The organism is Marinomonas sp. ef1, assembly GCF_002806845.1.
In the GTDB taxonomy this organism is placed as follows: Bacteria; Pseudomonadota; Gammaproteobacteria; order Pseudomonadales; family Marinomonadaceae; genus Marinomonas; species Marinomonas polaris.
The window spans coordinates 92999-107677 of the sequence record NZ_NHTT01000007.1; the positions used below are offsets into that span (position 1 = coordinate 92999).

At 44.0% G+C, this 14679-nt stretch carries 11 protein-coding genes; 6 read left to right on the top strand and 5 right to left on the bottom strand.

Features of this window, described 5'->3' with window-relative positions; genetic code table 11:
* Positions 1 to 1776 carry an FAD-dependent oxidoreductase gene (locus tag CCS02_RS11475; protein WP_100636615.1) on the bottom strand — a complete coding sequence of 592 codons (1776 nt, stop codon included), beginning with the start codon at positions 1774 to 1776 and terminating at the stop codon, positions 1 to 3.
* A gap of 190 nt (positions 1777 to 1966) precedes the next feature.
* Here CCS02_RS11475 and CCS02_RS11480 point away from each other — a divergent pair, with 190 nt between their 5' ends.
* Genes CCS02_RS11480 through CCS02_RS11495 form a run of 4 tightly spaced genes read left to right on the top strand, consistent with a single transcriptional unit; the run spans position 1967 to position 5987 of the window.
* Positions 1967 to 2758: an IclR family transcriptional regulator gene (locus CCS02_RS11480; protein WP_072840150.1), complete on the top strand. Its 792-nt coding sequence runs from the start codon at positions 1967 to 1969 to the stop codon at positions 2756 to 2758.
* Positions 2759 to 2784: 26 nt separating this feature from the next.
* Positions 2785 to 4491 carry an FAD-dependent oxidoreductase gene (locus CCS02_RS11485; RefSeq protein WP_100636616.1) on the top strand — a complete coding sequence of 569 codons (1707 nt, stop codon included), beginning with the start codon at positions 2785 to 2787 and terminating at the stop codon, positions 4489 to 4491.
* Between the two features lie 55 nt (positions 4492 to 4546).
* A complete protein-coding gene (locus tag CCS02_RS11490) occupies positions 4547 to 5164 on the top strand; it encodes an NIPSNAP family protein (RefSeq protein WP_072840148.1) in 618 nt (205 codons plus the stop codon).
* Positions 5165 to 5174: 10 nt separating this feature from the next.
* Complete coding sequence (locus CCS02_RS11495) at positions 5175 to 5987, top strand: sugar phosphate isomerase/epimerase family protein (RefSeq protein ID WP_100186467.1); 813 nt, start codon at positions 5175 to 5177, stop codon at positions 5985 to 5987.
* Positions 5988 to 6052: 65 nt separating this feature from the next.
* Here CCS02_RS11495 and CCS02_RS11500 read toward each other — a convergent pair whose 3' ends face one another.
* A complete protein-coding gene (locus CCS02_RS11500) occupies positions 6053 to 6979 on the bottom strand; it encodes a LysR substrate-binding domain-containing protein (protein WP_072840146.1) in 927 nt (308 codons plus the stop codon).
* Between the two features lie 128 nt (positions 6980 to 7107).
* On the opposite strand from CCS02_RS11500, the gene CCS02_RS11505 reads away from it, so the two are divergent.
* The gene (locus CCS02_RS11505; RefSeq protein ID WP_100636617.1) at positions 7108 to 8163 is read left to right on the top strand and encodes a Gfo/Idh/MocA family protein; all 1056 of its coding nucleotides are present in this window, start codon (positions 7108 to 7110) and stop codon (positions 8161 to 8163) included.
* Between the two features lie 28 nt (positions 8164 to 8191).
* Here the strand turns inward: CCS02_RS11505 and CCS02_RS11510 are convergent, their stop codons facing one another.
* Both CCS02_RS11510 and pcaQ read right to left on the bottom strand, forming a co-directional pair.
* The gene (locus CCS02_RS11510) at positions 8192 to 9133 is read right to left on the bottom strand and encodes an AEC family transporter (RefSeq protein ID WP_100186464.1); all 942 of its coding nucleotides are present in this window, start codon (positions 9131 to 9133) and stop codon (positions 8192 to 8194) included.
* A gap of 22 nt (positions 9134 to 9155) precedes the next feature.
* Entirely contained in the window at positions 9156 to 10118 is a 963-nt protein-coding gene (gene pcaQ / locus CCS02_RS11515) for a pca operon transcription factor PcaQ (protein ID WP_100636618.1), read from the bottom strand.
* A 331-nt stretch (positions 10119 to 10449) separates the two neighbouring features.
* Between pcaQ and CCS02_RS11520 the strand changes: the two genes are divergently transcribed.
* Positions 10450 to 12303 (top strand): bifunctional sugar phosphate isomerase/epimerase/4-hydroxyphenylpyruvate dioxygenase family protein, encoded by a 1854-nt coding sequence (locus CCS02_RS11520; RefSeq protein WP_100636619.1) that lies wholly within the window; start codon positions 10450 to 10452, stop codon positions 12301 to 12303.
* A 126-nt stretch (positions 12304 to 12429) separates the two neighbouring features.
* On the opposite strand, the gene CCS02_RS11525 is transcribed toward CCS02_RS11520, so the two are convergent.
* The gene (locus tag CCS02_RS11525) at positions 12430 to 14571 is read right to left on the bottom strand and encodes a methyl-accepting chemotaxis protein (RefSeq protein WP_100636620.1); all 2142 of its coding nucleotides are present in this window, start codon (positions 14569 to 14571) and stop codon (positions 12430 to 12432) included.
* Between the last annotated feature and the right edge of the window lie 108 nt (positions 14572 to 14679).

Genomic DNA, 14679 nt, shown 5'->3' on the forward strand with positions numbered 1-14679 from the left:
TTAGTGTGTTTCACATGTCGCTTTTGTTTGCGACATCGTGTTTTTTTGATTGGTATTTAAAGGGTTAATCGCGTGCTGTATTGCTTTGTATGCAAACACAATAGCGGGTCCAATAGTGATACCTGGACCTGGATAGGTTCCGCCCATAATCGAATGCAAGTCATTACCGCAGGCATAAAGTCCGTCAATCGGTTCGTTATTGATGGTTATTAATTGTGCGTGCTTATTACCGACTAAGCCTTGTGCGGCGCCGATGTCGGCAGGTTGAAGTTTCACCGCGTAATAGGGCGGCTGATCAAGTGCACCTATGGTTGGATTTGGCTTTTGGTTTGGATCACCATTGGCTTTTTGGTAAGCCGTACTGCCGCGTCCAAATAAGGTGTCTTCACCCGTCTTAGCTGCGCTATTAATACTGGCAATACTGCTAGATAGTAGGGTCTCATCAATTTGTAATTGCTGAGCCAGTTCGCTAATACTTTTGCCTGTTTTTAAGTAGCCATCTTGTAAATAAGGTGCTGGATTGTCGCCACCCAAGCGCACCATACCTAATCCATATTTGGCGAGCCCTTTTGCATCGGTGATGATCCACGCGTGTTTTGTATTTTTTCCGCCTTCTAACATGGCTTTCCCAAATTCATGGTAAGAGACCGTTTCATTTACAAAGCGTTGGCCATTGCTATCGACACATAAAGTGCCTGGTTTTGAACGGTCGAAAACAAAATGTGGAAAGACGGCTTTCGTACCGTTTTTGCGTTGTCGGGTAGAAACGGGCGCCCAAAATGCTGCTTGGTCATGCCCTTGTCCATAATGAGCGCCTAATAATTCGACTTGGTGGTGTAAATTGCTGCTGTGTCCTTCGGCAGATGGGGAATCTGCCGGTAGTTGTTTTGGTAACAACTTAGCGCGTTTTTCAGGATTTCGAGCGAAACCGCCAGAAGCCAAAATAATGGCTTTGTTCGCAATCAAATGGCGAACTTCACCATTTTGGCTAAGCGTTAATCTACTTACTTTTCCTGCTGTGTTTCTATTAATAGCAAGGGTTTCAGTGTCTACGAGTAAGTCTATGTTGCGGTCGAGCAAGGATTGCAGCATTCGAGCTACTAAGGCATGCCCCATCACGCTACGACGAGTACGACCATACAAGGCCCTATCGATAGCATATTGGGTGACGATTCTAGCGGTATACAAAAATGACGTAGAAGATTTAAAGCGAGCCAATAAGTGTCCAATATCTTCACGATTTACCATCATGCCACCCAATACCGTAAATTCTGGAATGGGATGACGCAGCAAATTTAAGGCCGCCCCTAAATGTTTGGCTACATAAGGGAGTGGTTCTAAAGCTCGCCCATTTAAAGAGGCATCTGGAAGATCGGCCAAATAGTCAGGATGATAAGCGCAAGCTCTAAATTTTACTTCTGTGTTATCAACTAAGGTGTGAATGGCTTCAGCCCCAGACTCTAAAAAAGCCTCTCGCAGCGAACGTTCACTTCGATCACCCACAGCATGATCAAGAAAGTTCATCACCTTCTCTTTGGTGTCATTCATTGGCGTGTCTTTGAGATATCGCGTCATTGGAACCCAAGTGGTACCACCAGATAATGCAGTAGTTCCTCCCACATAATGGGTACGCTCAATCAGTAACACTTTTTGACCTTCAATTGCGCCAAAGAGCGCTGCTGCCATGCCTCCCGCGCCAGCACCTAATACGATGATGTCGTATTGAGTCTGGTCTAAGCATTGTTTTAAACCTTTGTATGGGTCTAGTTGGCTCATCACTTATTACCTGTCTATTTACTCTTAAAAAGAGTTTGTTTTTGTCTTTATGTTTTATACTATTTCATAAAGCTGAAACTGTTTCAATAATTAAAATAGTTTCCATTGTGGTTTTTTTTTGCTAGTGTGAATACAATCACTTCCAAGCAGTGTCTAAAAAGACACATAAACAAACTTGGGAGACAGTGATATGAGCAGTGCATTAGCAAAAGCGCTCTCTGTAATGGAGTTTTTGGCTTACCAACCTATCGGTAGTGCCGTGAGCGATATTGCCAAATCGTTAGATATGCCAATCAGTGGCGTGCATCGATTGCTAAAAGAATTAGAAGGTTTGGGTTATGTGCGGCAAGTCCGAGGCATGGGGGACTATGAGTTAACCATCAAGTTGGCTTCGCTTGGTTTAGCGTTTCTTGGGCAGACAGGCATTGGCAATATTAGCCAGCCTATTTTAGATGAACTAGCTCAGCAGACTCGTGAACTAGTGCGTTTGTCCCTAGCTGACAATGGTGATTTGGTTTGGGTTGGCGTATCGCAAGGTTCAACATCTGCATTGCGCTATCAGCCAGGGCAAGACCAAGGCAAGGTGGTTCATCTCGCTTCTTCGGCTGGTGGACAAGCTTGGTTAGCGGGCATGAGCGATGAAGAAGCTATCTCTTTGGTCATGCGCCAAGGCTTAGTCAAAGATAATGCGCCGGGTGTTTCCGCGCCAGTTACGGTGGCGGATCTATTGTCGGTATTAAAAACGGTACGTGAGCGCGGTTATGCCGTGAATCATGACAGTTATTTAGATGGCATGGCTGCTATTGCCATGGTGGTGCGTAATCCGGATAGCGGAGAACCCATCGGAGCAGTCAGTGTTGCCGGGCCATCGGTAAGAGTTACGCCTGAAGTAATGGATACTTATGTAGAGCCATTGCGGCGGGCAGCAATAGCGCTAGGAGACGCGAGCAGAGCCTCGTTGTATTTCTCCAAGCGGGAGTAAATAACAACGATAGACAGGGCCCTAGAATGGCAAGAAAGTTCCCAATAACAACACCTCTTTCAAATCAATATGATGTCATTGTAGTTGGCTCTGGAGGCGGCGGGTTAAGTACCGCTGTACGTGCAGCTCACTTAGGGCTTTCGGTTTTATTATTAGAAAAAACTGATGCTCTGGGTGGAACAAGCGCTTGGTCTGGTGGCTGGTTGTGGATTCCACGTAATCCACTTGCCATAAGAGCAGGTATTCATGAAGACGCAGAAGAACCTCGACGTTATATTTGCAGTGAAATGCAAACTGATAGCCTCGATCCTCGTTTGGACGCATTTTTAGAAAGCGGACCAGAAATGGTCGATTTCTTTGAAACTCAAACAGCCCTTAATTTTGTTGATGGCAATGCTATTCCTGATTTCCATGAATTAGACGGTCATGCTCTTGGTGGTCGTTCTGTTGCCGCAGCACCTTTTGACGGTCGTCAGCTAGGTAAATGGAAACATCATGTTCGTCCACCTTTGTCGGTAATTTCACTCTGGGGAATGGGGATTGCTAGTGGTGCGGATATGCGCCACTTTTTTAACGCTACTCGCCGTTTATCTTCCATGATGTACGTTACCAAACGATTAACTCGCCACGCCTTGGACTTGGTGAGATTTGGTCGCAGCACCCAATTAGTAAATGGTAACGCTTTGGTAGGTGCATTATTGAAAAGTGCGTTGGATTTAAACGTTAGGGTGCAAACCAATGCGTCTGTTTCCACGCTTATTAAAGATGATCAAGGTCGTGTTACCGGTGTCGAAGTGATCATCAACGACCAGCTACACAGTATTTCTGCAAGCAAGGGTGTGGTGATGGCTACGGGTGGTTTCCCTCATGACACAAAACGCCAGGCTGAACAATTTAAAGGTAATACTGGGTTTGGTCACTATTCTGCCGCCCCTAAAAGCAATACAGGTGATGGGATTAATATGGCGGAGTCCATCGGCGCCAAAATATGTGATGATCTAGCAAACGCTGGCGCTTGGAGTCCTGTTTCTTTAGTGCCAAATGGCAAAGAGCAAATTCATTTTCCACATCTAATCGAGCGTGCCAACCCCGGCATTATTGCCGTGCTACCAAATGGAAAGCGTTTCACCAGTGAAGCGAATTCTTATCATGATTTTATGCGCGCTTTGTTTGATGCAAGTCCAGCAGATAGCCAGCCTTATTGCTGGTTGTTAGCAGATCATAAAGCTCAACGACGTTGGGGGCTGGGTTGGTCAAAACCTTTTCCATTTCCAACATCTTACTTTGAGCGTACAGGCTATCTAATAAAAGGGAAAAGTCTTGCCGATCTTGCTCTTAAATTAGGCGCTCCCGTAGATGCTTTGACCGAAACTGTAGCGCGTTTTAATTGCGACGCTAAGATCGGTTTTGACAGTGAATTTCAGCGTGGAGAATCGCCTTATAACCATATTCAAGGTGATCCAGAACAAACGCCTAATCCTTCTTTAGCAGCATTAGAGCAGGGGCCTTTTTATGCGGTGAAGATTGTACCGGGGAGTTTGGGCACATTCTCTGGTGTGAAGACTAATGAGCATGGGCAAGTGTTACGTCCCGATCAGTCTGTAATTTCAGGCTTATATGCTGTTGGTAATGATATGTCGAGCATCTTTGGTGGCCACTATCCAAGTGGCGGCATTACTTTAGGTCCAGCCATGACATTTGGTTATCGAGCCGCCAACCATTTAGCAGAGTGATGTCTCTGCACTTTTGAAAAATCTTTTAAAACAACTCTTAAAAAGGAAAAAAATCATGAAGTATTATGATATTGCGACACTGAAAACCGTTATTTTTGGTGCTGGTAAAGCTGCGGCAGGCATTCAGGCATTTTTGGAAGCGCCGGAAGCTAAGGGTAAATTATTAGGTGCTTGGTTTGCTGATGTTGGTCACTTAAATGAAGTTTATATTCTTCGTGGCTATGAAACCGAGCAAGATTTAATTGAAGAGCGTAAGCGTATTCGTCTTTCAAATGATCCGTTCAATTGCGGCGACTTATTGGTTGATTTACATATGGATAGCTATATTCCTTTGGACTTTATGCCTCCAGTTGAGCCAGGTGAGTTTGGTCCTGTTTATGAAATTCGCACCTATCATACTAAATTGAACGGCTTGGCTCCGACGATTGAAAAATGGCGTGAAGCTGTGCCACCTCGTACAGAGTATTCTGCGTTAACAATAGCTATGTATTCGCTAGATGGCGGTCCTCGCTTTACTCAAATTTGGCCTTATAAATCAGCTAACGAACGTGCTGAAATACGTGCAAAAACCGTTGCTGAAGGTGTTTGGCCGCCAAAAGGTGGCCCTGATTGGTTAACGCCAGACATGACATCAACTTTGGCAATGCCGATGGCATTCTCTCCTCTTAAATAAGGTACTTGCCATGGCTTATTCGTTTTCTCTTGCTTTCCTAACCTTGTTTGATGTTTCGCCAAGTGAAGCGGTCGAGATCGCTGCTAAAACGGGTTTTTCCCATGTCGGTTTCCGTCTTCTGCCTTCCGCATCGGAGGGGCTTTATCCTCTGATGATGGATGATAAAGTGTTTAAAGAAACGCGAGCAGCCATGCAAGACACAGGGATCAAATTAGCTGATATTGAAATTGTACGTCTTGGAGAGGCTTTTCGCGTGGAAGATACTTTTCGTTTCTTGGAGCGAGGGGCTGTTTTAGGGGCGAAAAATGTACTGGTAGCGGGCGATGATGCTGATGAGGCACGTTTGATTGAGAACTATGGTGAATTCTGTGAAGCTGCTCATCATTATGGTATGACGGCAGACTTGGAGTTTATGCCATGGACCAAAGTGCCTAATATTGCATCGGCATTACGGGTCGTTGACGGTGCGAATCAATCAAATGGTGGCGTACTCATTGATGCATTGCATTATCATCGAGCGGGCATGAAGCCGCAGGATGTAAAAACGATTGATCCTAAGTGGCTTCATTACGTTCAGTTTTGTGATGCGATGGCTGAGTTTGATCCAACTACAGAAGGTTTGATTCATATCGCTCGTCAAGCACGCCTAAACCCGGGTGAAGGTGAAATTGATTTGGTATCGCTTCTACAAGCAATACCAGACGAAATGGTGTTGAGTATCGAAGTGCCAAACTTCGATTACGCTAAAAAGCAATCACCTACCGAACGCGCAAGTCGAGCGTTGGATGGAATGAAAAGTATTATTGAAAAAGCACAATCATAATATTTTTTTATATGTAACAGCCCAAAAAAACGAACAGTCTCACTGTGAGTTTTTTGGGGCTCTGTTCAGTCTGAAGAAACGGGTAGCGCATGAGGGCCACTTTGTAAGGACTCAATTAAATACTCAACACATAACTTTAGTGTTGCTGAATAGGTGAGACGTGATGGTGTCACTGCCCAAATATCGGTTTGTTGAGTGTAATCCGGTAAGATGCGTACCAGTTTTCCTTTGGCTAATTTATCGTGAATATCCCAGTCAGATAGCATCGCAATGCCTAAACCTTGTTCAGCCCACTCGTGGATCACGTCAGCGTGGTTAGATCCCATACCGCCAGTAATACGAACGGCAGATTCCTCTTTATTGTTCTGCAAACGCCATACACCTAGCATTTGATCTCTTTGTCGGAATAATAAGCAATCGTGCAAAGCCAAGTCATCTAATGTCTTAGGTGTTCCTTTACGTTCTAAATAAGCTTTAGAAGCACAGAGCATTCGTTGGCTTTTTACTACTTTATGACTGATTAAGTGTGGTTCGGTTACATCTCCTGCACGAATGTCGATGTCATAGCCTTCATTGAGCATATCGACACGACGGTCGACCAACTCTAACCAAATATCGAGCTCTGGATATTCTTTCGCTAGCTTCGATAAGATTGGTGCAATGTAGTTTCTTCCTAAGCGTAAACTGGTGCTGATGCGAAGTTTTCCTGAAGGGCGAATGCGTGCGCTTGATACGTCTTGCTGTAGGCGAGTGGCGGCATCTAATACTTGTAATGCGCGCGTGTGTGCCAAGATACCTTCACTGGTGATTTGCACAGAACGAGTGGTGCGGCGAAACAGCAGCACGCCAAGTGACTTCTCTAGATCAGCGATGCGCTTACTAACAGAGGCTTGTGCCATGCCAAGCTCTTCCGACGCTCCAACAAAGCTACCAGTTTTTACGACCGCACAGAGGACATTTAGGTCTGTTAAGTTCCATTTATTATTCGTCATATCTTAATAGTGAATTAGTTTTTTGGTTAATTATTTGTGAAAAGCGATTTATTACTATCATAGAAGGACAAATAGAAAAGGCAAGATTTCTGCCCTGATTAATAATAAAGATAATAAGAGGATAAAAAATGGAGCAGTTAAATATTACTGTAGTTGGCGCTGGATTGATTGGTTTGTCACACCTAGAACGCATTTACCAACATCCAGAATGCCGAATCGGTGCCATTGTAGACCCTTCAGAGAATGCAAAGGCAATAGCAGAGCAATACAAGGTCCCTCTATTCACTACGTTAGCGCAACTATTTGAAAGTGCTCAGCCTGATGGCATTATTCTGGCGACGCCAAATCAATTACATGTTGAACAAGCTTTGGAATGTATTAAACATAACGTTCCAGTGTTGATTGAAAAGCCAGTTTCTCAATCTATTGAAGAAGGCAAAGTGCTATTAGATGAAGTAAATAAAACAGGTAATAAGGTACTAGTGGGTCATCATCGTGCATATAGTAGCATCATGGAAAAAGCCCGAAATTTAATTAAATCAGGCGTTATTGGCCGTCCTGTTGCCGTGATGGGCAGTGCGCTATTTTATAAACCAGATAGCTATTTTTTGGAGGGTATGTGGCGTACGCAAAAAGGCGGTGGGCCAATATTGCTAAATTTGATTCATGAAATTGGTAATTTACGCTACTTATTAGGTGAGGTTTACGCAGTCCAAGCTATGAGTTCGAACACAGTGCGTGGTCATGAAGTGGAAGACACAAGTGCCATTACTTTACAGTTTGAAAATGGGGTATTAGGGACCTTTTTACTGTCTGATACAGCGGCGAGTTCCAGAAGTTGGGAACAGACCTCACAAGAAAATAAAGCCTATTCCAGCTATGAGGATGAAGATTGTTATCATATTGCTGGAACGGAAGGTTCGCTGTCTATTCCTACTATGCGTATTAAACGCTACCTTAAAACTGAAGACAGATCTTGGTGGAAACCGTTTGATTGTTCCGTAGAAACTTCACAACGAGATGATCCATTAGTTGGGCAGATAGATCATTTTTGTCGAGTAATTCGTGGCGAAACTGAACCGCGCGTTAGTGTTCAAGATGGCTTACAGAATCTCATGGTGGTGGATTGTATTGTTAAAGCAGCTCAAACTGGGGCTAGGGTGCAGGTTGCTAAAATCGAATAAACTAAACGTCTAATAGACAGACAAGGCATTAACTCACTCCCATTAATGACAAAATAACAGCGAGTGTAACGAATGACACTAATGTGGTGACCAATAAAATACTTGCACAAAGAGAGCGGAAACCATATTGGCTACCAATAATTGGATAAATACTCATCATAGGAACTGCCGCAATCAAGATGCCGCCGAGCAAAAGGTTGCGGTCCATTTCCGGCATAAAGAGCGCCACGACAGCAATCATCAACGGATGTAGTACTAGTTTTCCTGTGGTGACAAAACAAATGTCTTTGGCATTGCCTGTTAGGCTGGTTCCGACTAATGAACCTCCAAGCACAATGAGTGCGAGAGTCGCGGATGCGCCGGATAACATGACTAATACTCGATCAATTACTGCAGGCAGTTCTAGGTGAAAAGTCGATGCTAATACCCCGCCAGTGACGGCTAGAATTAACGGATTTTTGATCAACCTTTTTACCACAGTATAGAACATGTAGGTGGGTTTAAGACCTTGGCCTCTGGATGAGCTGATTTCTAAAATCACAAAAGTGATGGGTAGAACCAAAATGTTCTCAATGATTAACGACATGGCAAACGCCGCTGTTGGGGGATTGCTGAATGCCAGCAACATCACAGGATAGGCAAAGAACGCAGAGTTTGAATTTGCCATCCCCACGCCTTTTAATGTGCTCTCGATTAAAGAACGGTTCATTATTTTTAAGCTGATTAATACGCCGATTAGCATGGTTAATAAGGAGCCGATGGCGTAAGTGGCGAGATAGGTTGGAACAATGACCTCATCAAACTCCATTCTGGCCAAGGTACTAAAAATCAACGCAGGAAGCGTGAAATACATGACGATTTTTGCCATGCCCGCAATGGTGTCACCAGGAACCAATTTAACGCGAACCGCAAAGTACCCCAACATTATCATGATAAAAATCGGGGTTGTGATCGCAATAATGGTCAGCATCTATGGTTCCTGTATGGGCGGTTTAAATTGCGGGTTCATCTTTATGATGATCAATTGGTTTGTAATAGCTGTCTAAGGTTTGTGCAGTATCTCGAATCGCATTCATAAAGAGTTTAAGCGCCATAGAGGGAACAGAGTCCGCTCGTGTTGTTAAGCCAACTGCGCCTAATGTTTCTTTTGTGTCGATAGGCAATTCATCCAGTTCACCATCAGAAATTTCGCGGGCTACTACTCCACGCGAAATGATCCACACCGCATCGTTATTACGAATAAACTCCTTACCAAATGAGTCTGATACAGTATCGATTCTATCGGTCAGAGTACTAACGCCTTGGGACAATAAAAAACGGTCTACATAGGGCGCGGTAATAGAACCTTTTGGTGGATAAAGTACAGTGTAATTGGCAATATCGCTGATCTGGAAGTTTTCTTTTGTCAGCAATGGGTGGTTTGGGCGAACAGTAAAAGCCACTTGCTCTGAGTACAAATGTTGGAACGACAAGCCCGACATAGCTTCTGGAACGCCTAAGCGTCCAACGACTAAATCCAATTCCCCAACGCGTAACTGACTCATTAATAAAGCATTTTGGCCAGAGACTAAATGCAGGCGTACATCAATTCCGCCAGTACGAAAGCGCTTCACGGATTCTGGCAAAATACTGGTCGCAACAGTAGGCAATACACCAATACTAATACGGCTGATGCCTTTTTGTTGCGCTTGTGCAACACGTTCGGTGCCTTCTCGTAATGCCGCGACGCTGGTGCTGGCGTGTTCTAGAAACACATTGCCGAATGGAGTAAGTTCAACGCCTTTTTTACTACGCTCCAATAGTCTAACGCCCAGAATGTCTTCTAGTTCTTTGAGTTTTTTCGATACGGCGGGTTGGGTCAGAGCCAGTACATCAGCAGCGCGAACAACGCTGCCTTGGCGAGTGACTTCTAAAAAGCATTGAAGGTGGCGATATTTAATACGGTTTTCTAACATAAAAAGTCTCCCATCGTACTCGCATGGTTTCAGTCGCTGCTAATTGGCTATTAGATAGTCAGCCACTAAGTAAGAAACACTAAGGAATCAGGCTCATTATAAGCGCTAATAAGGGAATGATTTTTCTATATTACACTCCTATATCACGTTTTTGGAAAGGAGCTATGTATTCCTTTTTCGATATATTTTTAGCGCTTTATTTCATTCTTAATATGACTCTCAATATAAAAATCTTGTGCTAGCATCAATATTAGTAAATATAGAAGCAAAAATCAGGTTTGTTTCTCATATATCGTTTTCGTTATGAAATGTAGACAGTCAGGGCGTAAGAATGAAGACAGCACTCGCAACCGTTACCATATCTGGCACGCTGAGAGAAAAATTCGAAGCAGCGGCAAAAGCCGGTTTCCAAGGCGTGGAAATCTTCGAGAATGACTTAACTCAGTTTGATGGTACGCCAAAAGATGTGCGTCGTATGGCGCAAGATCTAGGCTTGGAAATTATTGCTTTGCAACCATTCCGTGATATGGAAGGTATGCCTGAGCCAATGCGCTCGCAAAAGGCAAAGATGCTGCAGCATAAAATCGATGTTGCTCATGAATTGGGTACGAATCGTTTGTTGTTTTGCAGTAACGTGCAGCCTTACTCTTCTGCGGATCGTGACGTTTGCGCGGCGGATTTATTTGCTCTTGCTGAAATAGCCAAAAAAGAAGGCATCATGCTGGGTTATGAAGCCCTAGCTTGGGGTTACCATATTGCCGATTATCATGAAGCATGGGATCTGGTTAAACGTGTTGATCACCCGAACTTGGGTATTATTTTAGATACCTTCCACATGTTTTCCCGTGGTAATACGCTAGATATTCTGCGTGATGAAATTCCGCTAAACAAGATTGCGCTGGTGCAAGTGGCCGATGCGCCAAGTCTACAAATGGACGTGTTGCAATACAGTCGACATTTCCGTTGTTTCCCTGGCCAAGGCGACATGCCAGTGGTCGAGTTTTTACAAGTTTTGAAAGACAAAGGGTTTGATGACTATTTGTCCCATGAAATTTTCAACGACGAATTTCGTTCTTCTTCACCACTAGAAAAAGCCATTGATGGCATGCGTTCATTGATTTGGCTTGATGACCAAACAGTGAGTAAGCGTGAAGAAAAAACCGCCCCTATTGTGGCTCCACAAATTAGCGATGTGGAATTTATTGAATTTGCGATTGAAGGCGAAAGCGGAGAAGCGCTGACCAATACTTTGGCTCAGTTGGGTTTCCATGAAACACATAAACATCGCTCTAAAAACGTTAGCTTGATGCGTCAGGGCAATATTAACCTAATCCTCAACCGCGAGCCGAAAAGCCAAGCCCACGAGCATTTCCAAAAGCACGGAGTATCGGTTTGTGCGATGGCGTTTGCCTCTGAAAACGTCAAAGCTACTTTGTCTCTTGCTGAGCGTTATCGAGTTGAGCGTTTTGATAATCAGGCCGGTCCAGGTGAATTAAATATTCCAGCACTTCGCGGTATTGGCGATAGCTTGGTGTACCTTGTTTCAGCAGACGCCGCAGTACGTTTTTTCGAAGTGGATTTCAAACCAATTCAGGGTATTCAAGGCGAGTCTGGTGTTGGCTTAACGCGATTTGATCACATTGGGCAAACGGTTTCCAATACCAACTTTTTATCAGCGACTTTCTTTTATAAATCGTTGTTTGGTTTCGATATCGATGCCAGCCAAGACTTGCCGGATATTCATGGATTGGTCGTGAGTCGTACGGCGCTAAGCAAAGACAAGCGCGTACGTATTCCATTGAATATGACCAACGCACGTGGCGCGTCGGCACAGCGTTTTATTCAGAAATCAAAAGGCTCTGGTGTGCATCAAATTGCTTTTGCTTGTGATGATATTTTTGCTGCGGCAAAAAACATTGATAGCGAGAAGCAATTACCGATTCCACACAACTATTATCGTGATATTGAAGCGCGCTTTGGTTTGCCTGCAGAGATGATTAAAAAATTACAGTCACACAACATCATGTATGACCAAAATGACGAAGGTGAATTCTTCCATTTCTATACAGAAGAAGTACATGGCGTCTTTTTTGAAGTTGTACAACGAGTTGGTGATTACAGCCGTTATGGCGAAGCGAATGCATTTGTCCGTCTTGCCTCACAGGCGCGCCAAGAGAAAAAATAAATCATTGTCATTGCGGGGAATGATTTATTTTAGGCGTATTCATTTGTGAGGAAATTACGCCGGAGGAAGGAAACTTCCTCCGGTTTTTTTTGCTTTAAAAAATGGAAATACAGCTGTGTCTTTTTGTTATTTGGCGGTTACTTGGAACCGACCAACCAGCGAGTTGAGCTTCAAGGCAGACAATCCAACGCGGGACGAACGTCTTTGTAGTGCAGCAATCGAGCGTTGCATTTGTTCTGTCGCTGCACCCATTTCATGTGCGGTTTTCGCATTTTCTTTGTTGCTTTCGTTGAGCAATAAAATAGCCTCAAACATGGTGTCGACTAAGGCGTATAAAGCACTGTCGCCAGTGTTGGTTTGTTCGTTTGCCATGAGATTTTTATCGACATTTTCTGCGCCTTTTTCCATAAAACTCACCGCACTGCGTGTTTCTTCCTGAATACCTTCTAGCATGGCTTGTATTTCTTCTGCAGCGGCGGCTGTTTTGGACGCTAGACTGCGTACTTCATCGGCCACGACGGAAAATCCACGTCCATGTTCGCCCGCTCTTGCGGCCTCAATAGCGGCGTTTAATGCCAATAAATTAGTTTGGTTGGTGATGTCCGAAATGGTGGTAATGATACCGGCAACTTCATTGGTTTTTTGATCTAGTGACTTTACCGATTCAGCTGTGGCTCGCACTACATCGCGTATTTCTTGTGTGCCTGTTTTGGCGTCTAGCAAGCGAGATTGTGTTTCTGCTGCCACTTGATTCATCGCTTGCTTCAAATCATCCGCGGTTTTCGATGCGTTTTGCACTTCGTCTATTTGTTGCTGAAACACTGTCAGCATGCTTTCAACCGTAGATTCGAGATAGTGCGAGGCTTGGCTTGCTTCTTCATTAGTGCGAACCATAAAGTCATTAGACTTTTTGACGTTGGTGCTGGCAGAGATAACTTGTCCCATAGTGGTATCAAGATTATCTATAAAACTATTCATCCAGCGTCCCATATCGCCGGTTTCGTCGTTGGCAAGATCGTCGTCAAGGCGCTGCTTAAGGTTGCCTTCACCCTCTGCGATGGTTTGAATTACTTCCGTCATTTGGCTCATGCTGCTGCTTATTTTTTTGGTGCTGAGTCTATTAAATAGCAGCCCTGCGACGGTTAAGCTGGCGAAAGCCGCCAAGCTGGTCAAGACAATGGATAAGTTGGTGTAAGCCTGTAATGAAGTGCTGACGATAAGAGGCACGCTGGAAGCCAATAGGTAGCTTTTCATTAATTTTAGATTGATAGAGCGACGACGATTGACTTCTTCCAAATCGCCTTCACACATCATCCCCCAAGTGTCTGGGCTGCCTTTTAACTGAAAGGTAACGCCTTTGCCGATAACAGGAATATGTCGGTAGTCAGAATAACCGGGGTAAGTCACAAAAAGATTCTGGCCGTTCTTGATGGTTTCTCTTACACCGGGATGTAATTCTTTTGTTGCTGGGTCAGTAAAGCGGATTTCAAACTCTGTGTGTTGTTGAACTTTAACTGTTCCCCAGTTTGTGGTTATTCCGCTTTTTAGGTTTTCGCCATGGCTGAAGGTGTTATCTTCAAAACGTGAGCGGGAAAGTGCTGTTCCGGGTAATAGGGATTTGTCGAACTCAGACTTCACCATGAACAAATAGTTGTCGCCGGATTCTTTATAAATGTGTCCCGCTTCGCGCTGGATTAGATCGCCAACTACATCATTGGGAACGCGAGCGCAAATAGCACCAACGCTGATGCCGTTTTGTTTAATTGGCAGGTAAAACATCAGGGTCACTGCATCATGGAATTTTGAGCTGGAAGCGCCGATGCTTAGCGTGTTTTGGTCCACGTATGGTCCATGGAGGAACTGATGATTTAAGCCAGCTTCTACTGCTTTAGCTTGTAAGTCTGTCTTATTGACACGGTCTTTTGTGGTGGAATTGAGCACTTTGCCTTGCGTATCAATCACGAAGTATTCAGACACGTCAGGCACTATACTTAGACGTTCTTCTAGCGCTTCTTGTTCAATATGAGGGAATGAGCTAGTTATTATTTCTAATAAAACTTCTAATTGTGACCATTGATTATTCACCCAAGTATTGAGTAGTTTTACCCTTGTGTTGGCGATGCTTTCAAAGGTTTTTTCAATATTGGGGTAAGTGTCTTTATTTAAGTAGCATGACCAAAAGAGAGAGAGTCGTCCGGTATTGCCAAACCAAGGTAACCAACGACGTTCTTTTGCTGAAAGTAACATCTGATTGCTTTTCAAACTCATATCTATATTGCTCCGTTGCGTTAAGCACTACTTCGTTGCATGCGCTTAGGGGGAGCTTATAAAAAGCAATTTTTTTGCCATTGTTTTTTCAATATAAAACTTTAGTTT